Here is a 13,460-nt window from a genome sequence, read left to right on the forward strand (position 1 = left end):
AGGGCTGTGGGGGTGAGGGCCGCGTGGGTCGTGGTCGTCGGGCGCGGCCGGTCGGTGTGAGGGGTTGTGCGGGCAGGGATGTGCGGGTCACGGTCATTGGGCGTGGCCGGTCGGTGTGAGGGGCGCGGTGCCACAGGTCAGGCGTCGTGCGGGCCGGCCGAGCCTGTGCGAGGGCTCTCGTCGTTCTCGCGCAGACTGCGGCCGGTCAGCGCGAGGAACACGTCGTCCAGCGTGGGCCGGGCGGTCTCGGCGGTGGCGGCCTTCACCCCCGATGCCTCCAGGTGGCGCAGATACTCCGGCAGCGCCGCGCCCGCGTGGGGGACCCGCAGCCGCACCGTCCTGCCTGCGACGGTGACCGCGTCCGATCCCGCGATCCGCGCGGAGACCTCGGCGGCCCTCGCCGCCTGTGGCTCGTCGTGGACGGTGACCGTGACGCGGTCACCGGCCAGATCGCCCTTCAGCCGATCGGCGGTTCCGTCGGCGATGATCCGGCCGTGGTCGATGATCACCACCCGTTCGGCCATGGTGTCGGCCTCCTCCAGGTAGTGGGTGGTGAGGAAGAGGGTCGTGCCGTGCAGCTCACGCAGCCGCAGGATGTGTTCCCAGATGTGGGCGCGGCTCTGCGGGTCGAGGCCGGTCGAGGGCTCGTCCAGGAAGAGCAGGCCGGGCCGGTGGATGAGCCCCAGGGCGATGTCGAGGCGGCGGCGCTGGCCGCCCGAGAGGGTGCCGGGTTTGCGGGTGGCCAGGGACTCCAGGTCCAGCAGGCCGAGGACCTCGTCGGCCCGCCGGTGCGCCTCGGACCGGCGAAGGCCGTAGCAGCGCGCCTGGGTCACCAGCTCGTCGCGGACCCGGAAGTTCTCCCCCGAGCCGTTCTTCTGGCCGACGTACCCGATGCGGGCGCGGACCCCCGCCGGATCCGACACGACGTCGCGGCCCGCGACGATCGCGGTTCCCGACGTCGGCGGGAGCAGGGAGGTCAGCATGCGCAGGCTGGTGGACTTGCCCGCGCCGTTCGGACCGAGGAAGGCCACCAACTGGCCCTCCTCCACATCGATGTCGAGGCCGCGTACGGCGTCGACGACTCCTTTCCCGACCTTGAATCGCCGGGTCAGCCCTCGGGCATGGATCATCGTCCCCTCCTCGGGGTGGGCGGTCGGTGGCATGCCGAAGAAACCCCTGGTCGGGGGCCCGGCTGGAAGATGACTCATCCTTACCCATGCGATCGGGGCGAGGCAAACGTGAAAGGTGCATTCACATTTGCTCTGACCTGCGGAAACGCGGGCTCACTCGACCGGTGGGAATCTTCTCTCCGAAACTCCTCGGAATAAGGACCCATGGGCTGGCCTGGGCTTTTTCCCCATCGGGCCGGGGCGATGGGAAACGGTGTGATTTTTTTCTTTCCGCCGGAGATTCCGGGACCCGGTGCCGCCCTCCGGGCCGCTTGAACGCGAGAGAGCCCTGGGCGCCGGATCGGCGCCCAGGGCTCGGTGGTCAGGTCTCCGCGCGGTCGCGGGCCGCCGGCCGGGGTCCGCGGGAGGCGAAGGTCAGGAGTCCTGCCACGACAGGGCGAGGGTGGTGTGGCGCTTGCGCAGAACCAGTACGCCGGGCGGAGGGGCGCTCCGGTAGGCGTCGATGTGGAGCCCTGTCGTCATGGGCCGGTCCGCCATGTCCCACGCCTGGATGTGGGCGACCATCTCACGCGCCAGCCGCACCCTGTCGGGCCCGTGACCGCGCGCGATCAGGGTTCCGTCCGGTGACGGCTCCAGCAGACAGAGATTGTCGCCCTCGACGATGCCGACGGCCATCCTGAACCCCGTCGTGTCGAGCGGGGGCGAGGCCAGCCACCCGGGCCGAGCCTCCGAGATCGTGCACCAGCGGGGCTCGTGCACCGCGAGCCACAGACTCAACCCGTCGAGGAGCTGGGGGAGGCTGACGCCGATCTCGGTGGACAGCTCGACCACCGGCCCGTCGAGCGCCCCCAGCACGTCACCGATCTCGCCCGCCTCGGGCAGTGAGATCATCAGGTCGGACTCCCGGTCCAATACCAGGGTCGTCTCGGGGCCCGCGAAGGGGCCGCGCATCCGCATGAACCCGCAGGGCAGCACCGAGCGGCTCGTCCAGCGTCCGTTGTCTCGTTCCATCGCCACCGAGCGTTGCACCCCGCGCAGGTCCAGCGGAACGACGAGGCGTCCGCCGGGCGCGAGCTGCTCCAGCCAGGCCGGGGCGAGGTCCCACACGCCCACGGTGGCGATCACCCGGTCGTAGGGCGCCCCCGGTGCGAACCCCTCGGATCCGTCGCCGCACACGAGTCTCACCTCGGGGTGTCCCGCGGCCGACAGGTGCTCCCCGGCGAGCGCCACCAGGTCGGGGTCGATGTCGACGCTCACCACCTCTCCCTCGGGCCCCACCAGGTGGGCGAGCAGGGCGGCGTTGTATCCCGTCCCGGTCCCGATCTCCAGCACCCGCTGTCCCGGCTCCACCCCGAGTTGGTCCAGCATCAGAGCCATGATCGCCGGCTGGGAGGAGGAGCTGATCGGAAGGCCGTCCGCGTCGCGCTTGGTCACGATCGCGTCGTCCTGGTAGACGGCCTGAGCGGGAAGCTCGGGCAGGAAAACGTGTCGTGGCACCGCCAGAAACGCGTCGGCCACGGCCTGGCTGATCCCGCGGGCACGTACTTGCGAGACCATTTCCTCCCGTAACGCGTGCCACCCAGTCATCGTTGACCTCCGTGCCGTATGCGTATGTGGCGGCCTGAGCCGTATGCCCCGTCAGGTGAAAAGCGTCCGTTTGTTAGATGTCGTATGAGAAAACGAAGCCTGAGGGCCGTGACGGTACCTCGCATAGGGGAGCCACGCAACGTCCACGCGGGCGGGAAATTCTGTTGCCCGACCGGCTGGGAATGTCGTGAAACGGCTTTAACATCTCAGCATGAACAGTGATTTCGACTTCCTGCACGGCACCTGGGACATAGACAACCGCAGGCTCCTCAAGCCGCTGAGCGGGGACGACGAGTGGGAGGAGTTCCCCAGCGTCGCCGTCTGCCACGGCTTTTTCGACGGCGCGGGCGTTTTCGACGAGATCACCTTCCCCACGAAGGGCTTCAAAGGGGCGTCGATACGAACCTTTGACGTCGAACGCGAACTTTGGGCGATTTACTGGGTCAACAGCGAGACCGGCGTCCTGCACAATCCCGTCTTCGGCCGGTTCACCGACGGGAAGGGCGTGTTCTCCGGCGACGAAACCTACGAGGGCACACCCGTCCGGATGCGATACACCTGGTCGGAGATCACGCCGACCTCGGCCCTGTGGGAGCAGGCGTTCTCCGCGGACGGAGAGAAGACCTGGGAGACCAACTGGACGATGAGGCACACCCGCCGCGCATGACACGGCACGGGTGAAGGGGTGGTGGAGGGCGGAATCGGCCGCCCTCCACCTGTGGCCCTGGAAACGTGGACCGCCGTCCGGCATTCGGGGGACGGAGCCGGACAGCCATGAATCTATGCGTCCACCAGCATGATGTATGCGTAGAAATGCACGCTTATTGCAGGCAGAACTCGTTGCCCTCCGGATCGGTCATGACGCTCCAGTATTCGCCGTTCTCCTCCGCCGTGCGGACCTCGACGGCGCCCAGAGCGACGAGCCGTCCCGCCTCCGTCTTCACGCGCTCGCGGCGCTCCTCCAGCGACGTGCCGGGTGAGCCCCCCACGTTGACGTCCAGATGGACGCGGTTCTTGGCGGTCTTCCCCTCGGGCACGCGCTGGAAGTAGAAGCGAGGCCGTCCCTCGGCCGGGTCCACGATGGCCGACCAGTTGGAGCGCCGCTCCTCGGGGATGCCCTCGGCCTCCTCCCACGCCTCCCAGCTGCCGAACCCCTCGGGGGGCGGCTGAAGACGGTAACCGAGGGCCTCGGCCCAGAAGGCGGCGAGCGACGGCGGGTCGTTGGCGTCGAAAGTGATCTGGATCTCCATGGGGATCCCTATGCCCATTCGGCGAGAATCCTGGCCTCCTTCTCGGGATCGATGCCGTGGTTGCGGAACGAGCGCTCCGCGGGAGGGACGTCGCGGAGCCACGCCCAGGTGTCGCGGACGGTCTCGGCGACGGGGCGGCAGGTCAACCCGGCCGCGATGGCCTTCGCCGACGACGGCAGCCAGACCGCGGCGAAGTCGGCCCCGGCCGGCACCCAGACCGGGAACTCGCTCCACGGCGCCACCTCGCGGTCGAGCAGGAACCGGTCGTCGACCCAGACGAACTCGGCGTCCGAGCCGGTCGCCGCCCGGCACTCGGCCAGCCAGCCGCCGTAGGTGATGTTGCCCCGCACCCCGGAGGCGAGGAAGCGGTCGGCCTTGCCGGCCTCGGTGCGGTCGAGGACGAACGCGGCGAGGTCACGGACGTCGATGAGCTGCATCGCGCGGTCCGGGTCGCCGGGCGCGAGCACCCGCCCGCCCCGGGAGATCCGGTCCAGCCACCAGGGCAGGCGGCCCACGTCCTCGTACGGGCCGAGGATGAGACCCGGCTGGACGATGAGCGCCTCGCCCTCGAAACCCTCCTCCACCGCCCGCTCGCACCCCGCCTTGAGCGTGCCGTAGTCGCCGTCCTGCGGGCCGGCGTCCGGGGCGCACTCGTATCGGGGCGAGCTCTCGTCGCACTCCCGCACCGGGAAGTCGGCGATCGCCGAGATGCTGGAGATGTACGTGTAGACGCCCGCGTGGCCGTTGAGCCTGCGCACCGACTCACCGACCACCCTCGGGACCCTGCCCATGACGTCGACGACGGCGTCCCACTCCCGGCCCTCCACCAGGCGGTCCAGGTCTTCCGGCACCTCGCGGTCGCCCCTCACCGCCTCCACGCCCGGCAGATCCACCCCGCTGCGCCCCCGGTTGAACGTCGTGACCTCGTGCCCGCGCCGCAGCGCCTCTTGAGTGATGGCCCGGCCGAGGAAGACCGAGCCACCGATGATCAGGATTCTCATGCGCCCCATCCTGGGCGCCCGGCAGGTGCGCGGCTACCGGCGTTCACCCCCGGCGCAAGCCGTCCGCTCAGAGCAGACGGCTCGCGATCGGGGGGTGCTCCAGCAGGTGCACCCGGGCGGTGCCGATGTCGAAGTACAGGCCGACCAGCTCCAGGTGCCCGGCGCGGAACAGCCGGTCCACCTGCGGGTAGGTCCGCAGGTTCTCCAACTGCTGGATCACGTTGACCCGGCAGAGACGGTCCAGCGGTCCGTCGTCCTCACCGGCGCTCTCACCCGCGATGAACCGCGCCAGCGTGTGGTTGCCGTGGCGCAGCCAGCGGCCGAGCGCGGGCAGATCCGCCGCCTTCTCGCCGCCGCTGAGCAGCGTGGCCATCGCCCCGCAGCCCGAGTGCCCGCAGACCGTGATGGTGCGGACGTTGAGCGCGTTCGTCGCGTACTCGATCGTCGCCGCCACCGAGTCGTCCGCCGGTACCGACCCCAGCCGGGGCACCAGGTTGCCGATGTTGCGGACGGTGAACAGGTCGCCGGGGCCGCTGGCGGTGATCAGGTTCGGCACGATGCGGGAGTCGGCGCAGGTGATGAAGAGATGCGAGGGCTCCTGCCCGCGGGCCATGTCGTGCAGAAGAGGGCGGACCAGCGGTGCCGTACGCCGGTGGAACTCCCGCGCCCCGGCGAGCAGATTGGGCACGGCGGGACTGTCGCCGCGGGGCGCCTGCCGGGCGGCGGCCTGCGGCCCGCGGCCCGTCCCCTGCCCGTTACGCCGGTGCGACCAGGGCAACCACCACCGGTCGGGGGCGCGAGGCGGGGTCTTGGCCGGGAACACCCTGGCCCCGCTGGCCGCCATGGCGTACCACTCGTCATGGATCTCGTCGATGTCCACGGTCCCGCCGCCGCGCTCGTGCTCGTTCCGCCAGTTGTGAATGGCCTCGAAGGCCGCGTTGTCCATGAAGTCGATGTTCAGATCGAGGTCGACCGCGGTCCCCGCGGGGATGGCACGCAACTCCGAGGTGAGCATGGGCACCCCCAGGAAGGTGAGGGAGCCGCCGATCACCACGTGCCAGCGGCCGTCCGGCTCGGCCGTCGCCCGCACGGTCACCCGGGTGAGGCGGCGCAACGCGAACAGCGCGGCGAGGCCGAAACCGACCAGCACGCCCTCGGCGAGGCCGAGCAACACCACCCCGGCCATCGTGACGACGTACACCGGAACCTCGCTGTGGCCGCGCAGGTTGCGCAGATGCCCCATGTTGACCATCTGCACACCGATGAAGACCAGCAGCGCGGCCAGCGCCTCCATCGGGATCAGCGCGATCATCCATCCCAGCCCGACCGCGAACAACAGGATCCAGAACCCGTGCATGATCGTGGACCAGCGGCTTCGGGCACCGGCACGGACGTTGGTGGTGCTGCGGACGATGACCCCGGCCACGGGCAGTCCGCCCAGCGCGCCGGTCACCATGTTGGCCACACCCTGGCCGGTGAGTTCCCTGTCGAGGTCGGAGCGCCTGCCGTCGTGCAGTTTGTCGACCGCCACCGAGCAGAGCAGCGACTCCACCCCGGCCAGCAGGGCCACGAGCAGCACCGCCCCGATGATCCCGTGCCAGTCGCCCTTGGGCCAGACGGGTCCGGCCCAGGCGTCCAGGCCGGCCGACAGGTCGATCCTGGTGACCTCCCAGCCGAGCGCCCAGGCGGTCACCGAGGAGGCGAGCAGGGCCGCCAGCGGCGCGGGGATGGTCCGCAACTGCTGCGGCAGGCGCGTCCAGGCGATCAGGACCGCGATGGTGAGCAGGCCGACGAAGACGGCGTGCGTGTGGTTGTGGATGATCTGCTGGGGCAGTTCGATCAGGTTCTCGATCGCGGAGCGCTGCGGGCTCCCGCCGAGCACCACGTGCAACTGGGCGAGGGCGATCACCACCCCCACCCCCGCCAGCATGCCGTGGACCACGGCGGGGGAGACCGCGAGCGCGGAACGGGCGACCCGGCAGAGACCCAGCAGTAGTTGCAGAACGCCCGCGAGTAAAGTGATCATGCAGGTGGCCCGCCAGCCGTACGTCACCACAAGATCGGCGACCACCAGGGAGAGCCCTGCCGCGGGCCCGCTCACCTGCACGACGGAACCGCCCAGGAAACCCGCCACCACGCCGCCCACCACGCCGGCGACGAGGCCCGCCGCCAGTGGCGCTCCCGAGGCGACCGCGATGCCCAGTGAGAGGGGCAGGGCCACCAGGAAGACCACCAGGGAGGCGGGCAGATCATGCCTCAGTACAGCGCCGAGGCCACTCTTCGTCAGAACACCGTCGCTCTTCGTGTCCGTCTCCATGGGGCAGACCTTACGGTGCTGCCCCGCGACACCTGGGCGTTTACCCGAGGCCTTTACGGAGGACGGAAAGAATCAGCGGTAATAGTCGGGGAAGTCGGGCTCCTGGACCCGGTGGTGGTTGCCGCGCGAGTTCGCCCGGCCTCGTGCGTCGGTGCCGGTGGCCCCCGAGGCCGCGGCCTCGGGGGCCGGTGCCGTGCCGTAGAGCTCGCCGTAGCTCGGCCAGCTCGTCGCGTCGCTCCCGTTGGGGGTGCCGGGCTCGGGCCACGCGGCAGGGCTGGCCGGGCTGGCGGGCCGGGGCTCGTAGCCGTATCCGCCCGCCCCGCCCCGCGCGTCGGCCGGACGCTCAGGGGTGGGGGAGAAGGTCTTGGAAGGACCGGTGGAGGTGGAGACCGCCGGGCTCGGGCCGGTGACCGCGTCGTCCTCGAAGGTGGCCCAGCCCGAGCTGACCTCGTACGAGCCCGCGGGCGGAGCGCCGTACACCGGTGTCTGGTACGAGGAGTAGGACGGGGCGGGGTCGTCGAGGATGTCGGCGGTGTTGGCCGCCGGCCAGCCCCCCGACGAGGGGTTGGTGGCCTGCGCCCACGCGTTGTCCGTCACGTTGTCGGCGGGCTTGGGCGGCTGCGGCGGGTTGCGGTAGGAGACGGCGAGCGGGTCGGTCGCGGCGGGGAAGCCGCCGCTGGTCGTGGGGCCCATCGGGGGCATCGGGGGAGGCGTCGGGACGCCGCCACCGGCTGGACGGCCACCGGCGGGACCGGGGCGGGCGCCGGAGGTGCCGTTCGCCGGGGAAGCCGGGGAACCGGCGCCGCCGGGCCGGGAGGCCGCGTTCGCCGTGGAACCCGCGCCACGGCGGGAGTAGGGGCCGCCGAGAGGGTCGTTCAGCGGGTCGGGCCGGGACGGGCCACCGGCCGGGGTGGACCGGGATGCGCCGCCGCCCGGGGTGGGCCGGGGCGAGCCGCCGCCCGGGGTGGACTGGGCCGCCGGCTGGGAGGCCGCCCTGCTGCCGCCGCGACGGGAACCGGACCGGGAGGAGCGGGACTCGCCGAAGGCGCCGGGGGTGGGAGCCGCGAAGGTCACGGTCTTCTGCTCGGCGAGCGAGGCGGCCGTCGGAGCCGGGTTCGGCTGGACCGGGGCGACCAGGTCGGAGAGACCGGAGGGCAGGGAGGGGGAGGCGATGGCCGGCTCGGGGGTGGGCCTGGCCGGTGCGGCCGGGGGCCGCTGCGGGGTGTTGCGGGACGGCTGGGGCCTGGTCGGCAGCGGAGCCTGCACGGTCACCGCGTCGGCATCGACCTTCTGGTCTTCCTGCTCGACGGGACGGCTCGCGCCCATCCGGGCCGCCAGGGATCCTCCGAAACCACCCTCGTCGGCCTGGAGCCGCGTCCAGTAGTCGTCGTCATAGTCGTCCACCTGGCCGAACTCGTTCATCCCTCGCTTGCCCCGAGAGCTCGGCGGCCGCGGCTGGCGCGGCGGCTTCGGCTCGTCGAACGGGGTCAGATCGGGGGTGAAGTGGTTCATCTTCGGTTCTCTGGTGGCGAAGTCGTCGCTGGACATGGTCTGGGTCAGCGCCTCCTTCTCCGCCATCTCCCGCAGACGCTCCGGGGGAAGGGCGCTCTCTCTGCGGTTCATCGACCGCATTCCCAGTGCCACGACGACGAGCACGAGGAGCACGACGGCGACCAGGCTTACTACGACCGCGATCATTGCACCACCCTCAAGGCCATGGCCTTACAGCGGCGCCGGTGAGGTCGCGCGGCCATCGACGCGACCTTCCCCCATGCATCACCTGCGCTTGGACATTGGATCTGATTGTGTCGGACCACTATGAGCGTTGTCACACCCTAAGTGAAGAATTGGTAACCATTACTACCTCCGGTGTTTGGCCGGTCACTCGATGTGCGCCGCGGTGAGCCGTCCCCAGGCGATCGTCTTGTCCGCGATGCTCTTCAAGGTCTCCTCGAGGAGGGCTCCCTTACGAAGCTCGACCTTGCTGGTGAGCGCGTAGACAGTGAAACGATAGTTCTCCTGGGCGTCGCACGGAGGGCTATAGCCCACCTTGCCGTTCGTCGTGCTCCCTTCGACGGCGCCCACCGGAACGCTACCCTCTGGTAACTCGTTGGTGCGCGGATCGATGTCGAAAACGACCCAGTTCACCTCGCCACCCGTCCGGGAGTTGCTGTCCACCACGATCGCGACGGACTTCGTGCCCTCCGGCACACGCGACCAGCGCAGTGGAGGGTTGCCGACCGAACCCTTGCACGAGTAGTCGGACGGCAGGGGGCCACCGTCTCTGACCTGAGGACTGGAGACGCTGATCGGCTCCAGTTGCAACCGTTCGGCGGAGGCCATGCCGCAGCCCGAGGACATGACGACGAGCGCCGTGGCCACCGCCACTCTCGGGGTGTGCCACGGGCGGCGCGTAGACGTTTTCGGCTGCCCCATGCCCGATGATGCTACGCGTGTCTGGAAGATGCGCAGACCGGATCGCGAGGTTCGGCGGCGGGAAAAAAGCCGGAAATCAGGGTAAATCGAGGGATGGAAGGGGTTGGAGTGACTTCCAAAACGAGTTTCATCGGACCGCTCGAGGGCCACGGCGACTCGTCGGTGTCCCACCGGTGGCCCACCGGCGCCTACCGGTGGCCCATCGCTGATCCGAGGTGAGCCCTGAGGGTCTCAGTCGCCGCCCAGCTCTCGGTAGGGCTTCCTGAGCAGGTCGACCAACGGGATGTGCCGCACCTTGACCGCGGGTGGTTCAAGGGCCCGCAGCAGCAGGTCGGCGGGGGCTCCGGTGCTGTCGGGCCGGGGACGCAGGCGGTGCAGGGAGACGGCGGGGGAGTAGAAGTCCCCGATCCGCTCCTCGAAGGTCCGCTCGCCGAACGGCCTGTCGCCGGATCCGGAGTCGTCCACGTCAGCTCACCGCCCCGGGACCGAGCAGGAACAACTCGCGCAGCTGGTCGGTGGACAGGTCGGTGATCCAGTCCTCGCCGGTGCCGACCACGCTCTGGGCGAGGGCCTTCTTGCGTTCGATCATCTCGTCGATCCGTTCTTCCAGGGTGCCGAGGCAGATGAACTTTCTGACCTGGACGTTTCTGGTCTGGCCGATCCGGAAGGCCCGGTCGGTGGCCTGGTCTTCGACGGCGGGGTTCCACCAGCGGTCGACGTGGACGACGTGGGTGGCGGCGGTGAGGTTCAGGCCGGTGCCGGCGGCCTTGAGCGAGAGCAGGAACAGCATCGGCTCGTCGTCGTTCTGGAAGCGCTCGACGAGCGCCTCGCGCCTGTTCTTGGGCAGTGCGCCGTGCAGCCACAGCACCGGCCGGTCCAGGTGGGCGGCGAGATAGGGCTGCAGCATGGCGCCGAACGCGGCGTACTGGGTGAAGACCAGGGCCTTGTCGCCCTCCTGGACGATCTCCTCGGCGAGCTCCTCCAGCCGGGCGAGCTTGCCCGACCGGCCCGCCAGCCGTGAGCCGTCCTTGAGCAACTGGGCGGGATGGTTGCAGACCTGTTTGAGCTTCGTCATGGTCGCGAGCACGTTGCCCCGCCGCTCGATGCCCCTGGAGGCGTCGATCCTGTCCAGCATCTCGCCGGTCACCGCCCTGTACAGCTCGGCCTGCTCGGGGGTGAGCGTGCACCAGACCTTCATCTCCTGCTTGTCCGGCAGGTCGGAGATGATCGACCGGTCGGTCTTGAGACGCCGCAGCACGAACGGGCCCGTGGCCCGCTTCAGCGCCGCGGTGGCGTCGGGGTCACGCCGCGTCTCGATCGGCTCCTGGTAACGGGTCCTGAAGCGCCTGGCCGGGCCGAGCAGGCCCGGGTTGCAGAATTCCATGATCGACCAGAGCTCCGCCAGATGGTTCTCCACCGGCGTGCCGGTCAGCGCGAGCCGGGTGCGGGCCGGGATGGAACGCACCGCCCTGGACTGCCGCGCCGAGCTGTTCTTGATCGCCTGCGCCTCGTCGCAGACCACCCGCTCCCAGCCCAGGCCCGCGAGCGCCCCCAGGTCCCGCAGCGCGGTGCCGTACGTGGTGACGACCAGGTCGGCCTCCCGCACGGCGGCGGCGAGCTCCTCGTCGCGCCTGCGCGCGCCGCCGTGGTGGACGTGGACACGCAGCGAGGGGGCGAATCTGGACGCCTCCTTCTGCCAGTTGCCGAGCAGCGACATCGGGCAGATCAGCAGCGTCGGGGCGGGCGTACCGCTCTCGCGCTCGGAGAGCAGGAGCGAGAGGGTGGAGACGGTCTTGCCGAGCCCCATGTCGTCGGCGAGGATTCCCCCCAGGCCGAGCCCGGAGAGGAAGCTCAGCCAGGACAGGCCGCGCTCCTGGTAGGGGCGGAGAGACCCGCGCAGCGCCCGTGGCGTGGGCACCGGGGTGAGGCGGCGGTCGGCCTCGCCGGAGAGAAGATCGCCCAGAAGGCCGTCGGCGTCGACCGCGATCAGCGGCAGCCTCTCGTCGCCGCCCTCCACGACCTCGCGGATCACCTCGCCGACGGTCCTCTCGCCGCCGCCACGCTCCCCGATCACCTTCAGAGCCGCCTTGACCTGCTGGTCGTCCAGCTCCACCCAGCGGTCCTCGACCCGCACCAGGGGGATGCGGAGCCCGGCCAGCTCGGCCAGCTCCTCCGCGCCGATCGTATGGTCGCCGACGGCGACGTCCAGCCGGACGCTCACCCGCCCGCCGAGCCCGGCCCCCTCGCCCTCGCCGCCGGTGAGCGCGCGGGTGGTCAGCTTCAGGCCCAGCCCCTGGCGCCCGGCCCAGGAGGGCAGTCGTACGCCGTATCCCGCGGCCCTGAGCATGGGCGCGCCGTTGCGGAGGAACGAGAACGCCCACGCCGTCTCGACCGTGAGGGTGACCGTCTCGGGTGCGCGCAGCGCGATGTGGAGGTCGGGATGGAGACGCACGGCCCGGCCGAGATCGGCCCGGATCAGCTCCTCGGGCCGCTCGGGCAGCCACGGCGCCCGCTCGCCGGCGCGGATCCGCTCGACCGGCAGGTAGGCGTCCGGGTCGCCCGCTGGTGCGAGGCCGAACTCGACCCTCCAGGAGTCGCCGTCGCCGGCGGGCTCGATCAGCCGGAAACAGACCCTGACCGGCCCGCTCAGCTCGTGTGCCGCGTCGAACCAGCCGGTCAGGGCCTTGCCGAGCGCGGCCACCTCGTCCGGCCTCGCACCGGGGAGTGAGGCGTCCTCGGCGGTCAGCGCGTACAGCCAGCGATCGGCCAGGGCGGTCTTGGGGCCGGGACGGTTGCCGAGGATGAGCCGGCCGGGCAGCGACAGCCGCGCCGCGCCGTCGACCAGGGCGTCCAGTGCCTCGGCCAGCACCTCCCCCGGAGGTCTCTCGTGGGCCACGGCCCTGCACACCGGTGGCATCGCGCCGGCGAGGCCGGGCAGCGCGGCCAGGTCGGCGCCGGTCAGCACCGGGCGCCAGCGGGCCGCGTGGACGTCCCCCTCGAAGGCGAGCTGAGGCAGAATCCGGCCGCGCCTGACCAGGCCGCGAGCGTGCTCGGCGACCACGGCGAGGTAGCGCAGGGAGAGGGCGGGCTCCCACACGGGCTCCCACGTGGGGTCCTCCGCGCCGCGTCCGCTCCCGGAGACGAGATCGGAAGGGGTGGGGCCCGGATCCGGCAGCGAGCCGAGCAGACGGAGCGCGTCGGCCGGATGGAAGAGCAGGGCGGGCACCCGCCAGGCGGAGATCCTGGGTCTCCGCGCCCGGCTCGCGAGGCCGGACTCGGGAGAGGGCAGAGGACCCGAGGCCGAACCGGGAAGCAGGACGACGAGCTCCCCTTCGACGGCCGTGGTGTTGGTCAGGACCGTGACGGTCCCGGTGCCCGTGACGCCTGGGAGGTGTGCGGCGGCGGGGACGCCCGCGACGGCGGGGATGCCCGAGATGCCCGGGACGGCCCCCTGAGGCGCCGTCCCGCCCCCGCGGGCCCCGTCGGCACCTCGGGGAAGGGGGGCGTCCGAAACCTTGCTCAGAGTGGCATTTGGCGCCTCTCCGTAATGATCACCTGGAATTCCGCCGATTCCGCTCAGGGCCGCGGCCAGCGCGGCCGTGGACGCCGCGAAGGGATGCGGGCGAAGAGCGGCGCGGGAAACGGACGTCGAGGTCTGGGCGCTGTTCTCCGCCCAGACACCCACGAGCCCGTTCACCCACACGCCATGGACCACGAGCACCTGACCACACCCCTGGTT

10 protein-coding genes are annotated in these 13,460 nt (G+C 71.0%); 1 reads left to right on the forward strand and 9 read right to left on the reverse strand.

The features are described 5' to 3' along the window. Positions 1 to 137 precede the first annotated feature (137 nt). Both AB0B90_RS15120 and fxlM read right to left on the reverse strand, forming a co-directional pair. A complete protein-coding gene (locus tag AB0B90_RS15120; RefSeq protein WP_362923156.1) occupies positions 138 to 1,130 on the reverse strand; it encodes an ATP-binding cassette domain-containing protein in 993 nt (330 codons plus the stop codon). Positions 1,131 to 1,544: 414 nt separating this feature from the next. Continuing rightward, positions 1,545 to 2,717, reverse strand: a complete 1,173-nt coding sequence (gene fxlM, locus AB0B90_RS15125) for a methyltransferase, FxLD system (protein ID WP_362922937.1) — start codon at positions 2,715 to 2,717, stop codon at positions 1,545 to 1,547. 211 nt (positions 2,718 to 2,928) lie between these two features. On the opposite strand from fxlM, the gene AB0B90_RS15130 reads away from it, so the two are divergent. Continuing rightward, positions 2,929 to 3,384 (forward strand): hypothetical protein, encoded by a 456-nt coding sequence (locus AB0B90_RS15130; protein ID WP_350946623.1) that lies wholly within the window; start codon positions 2,929 to 2,931, stop codon positions 3,382 to 3,384. Positions 3,385 to 3,538: 154 nt separating this feature from the next. Here AB0B90_RS15130 and AB0B90_RS15135 read toward each other — a convergent pair whose 3' ends face one another. From AB0B90_RS15135 to AB0B90_RS15165, 7 genes are all read right to left on the reverse strand, one after another. Further along, positions 3,539 to 3,985: a VOC family protein gene (locus tag AB0B90_RS15135; protein ID WP_350946624.1), complete on the reverse strand. Its 447-nt coding sequence runs from the start codon at positions 3,983 to 3,985 to the stop codon at positions 3,539 to 3,541. Beyond that, entirely contained in the window at positions 3,976 to 4,968 is a 993-nt protein-coding gene (locus AB0B90_RS15140) for an NAD-dependent epimerase/dehydratase family protein (RefSeq protein WP_362900334.1), read from the reverse strand. Before AB0B90_RS15140 ends, AB0B90_RS15135 begins: the two co-directional genes overlap by 10 nt. A gap of 67 nt (positions 4,969 to 5,035) precedes the next feature. Beyond that, positions 5,036 to 7,285, reverse strand: coding sequence for a bifunctional SulP family inorganic anion transporter/carbonic anhydrase (locus tag AB0B90_RS15145; protein ID WP_362922939.1), 2,250 nt, complete (start codon positions 7,283 to 7,285; stop codon positions 5,036 to 5,038). A 72-nt stretch (positions 7,286 to 7,357) separates the two neighbouring features. After that, positions 7,358 to 8,983: a hypothetical protein gene (locus tag AB0B90_RS15150; RefSeq protein ID WP_362922941.1), complete on the reverse strand. Its 1,626-nt coding sequence runs from the start codon at positions 8,981 to 8,983 to the stop codon at positions 7,358 to 7,360. A 183-nt stretch (positions 8,984 to 9,166) separates the two neighbouring features. After that, on the reverse strand, positions 9,167 to 9,721 hold the full coding sequence (locus AB0B90_RS15155; protein WP_350946628.1) for a YbhB/YbcL family Raf kinase inhibitor-like protein: 555 nt from the start codon (positions 9,719 to 9,721) through the stop codon (positions 9,167 to 9,169). Positions 9,722 to 9,952: 231 nt separating this feature from the next. Next, positions 9,953 to 10,186 (reverse strand): hypothetical protein, encoded by a 234-nt coding sequence (locus AB0B90_RS15160; protein WP_350946629.1) that lies wholly within the window; start codon positions 10,184 to 10,186, stop codon positions 9,953 to 9,955. Position 10,187: 1 nt separating this feature from the next. Further along, the gene (locus tag AB0B90_RS15165; RefSeq protein ID WP_362922943.1) at positions 10,188 to 13,442 is read right to left on the reverse strand and encodes a DEAD/DEAH box helicase; all 3,255 of its coding nucleotides are present in this window, start codon (positions 13,440 to 13,442) and stop codon (positions 10,188 to 10,190) included. Between the last annotated feature and the right edge of the window lie 18 nt (positions 13,443 to 13,460).

The organism is Streptosporangium sp. NPDC049078 (assembly GCF_040648855.1).
Taxonomy (GTDB): domain Bacteria; phylum Actinomycetota; class Actinomycetes; order Streptosporangiales; family Streptosporangiaceae; genus Streptosporangium.

Bases quoted from the DNA above. Each gene is read 5' to 3' on its own strand.
- AB0B90_RS15145 (WP_362922939.1), bottom strand. From the start codon at position 7,285: ATGGAGACGGACACGAAGAGCGACGGTGTTCTGACGAAGAGTGGCCTC.
- fxlM (WP_362922937.1), bottom strand. From the start codon at position 2,717: ATGACTGGGTGGCACGCGTTACGGGAGGAAATGGTCTCGCAAGTACGT.
- AB0B90_RS15135 (WP_350946624.1), bottom strand. From the start codon at position 3,985: ATGGGCATAGGGATCCCCATGGAGATCCAGATCACTTTCGACGCCAAC.
- AB0B90_RS15150 (WP_362922941.1), bottom strand. From the start codon at position 8,983: ATGATCGCGGTCGTAGTAAGCCTGGTCGCCGTCGTGCTCCTCGTGCTC.
- AB0B90_RS15120 (WP_362923156.1), bottom strand. From the start codon at position 1,130: ATGATCCATGCCCGAGGGCTGACCCGGCGATTCAAGGTCGGGAAAGGA.
- AB0B90_RS15130 (WP_350946623.1), top strand. From the start codon at position 2,929: ATGAACAGTGATTTCGACTTCCTGCACGGCACCTGGGACATAGACAAC.
- AB0B90_RS15140 (WP_362900334.1), bottom strand. From the start codon at position 4,968: ATGAGAATCCTGATCATCGGTGGCTCGGTCTTCCTCGGCCGGGCCATC.
- AB0B90_RS15155 (WP_350946628.1), bottom strand. From the start codon at position 9,721: ATGGGGCAGCCGAAAACGTCTACGCGCCGCCCGTGGCACACCCCGAGA.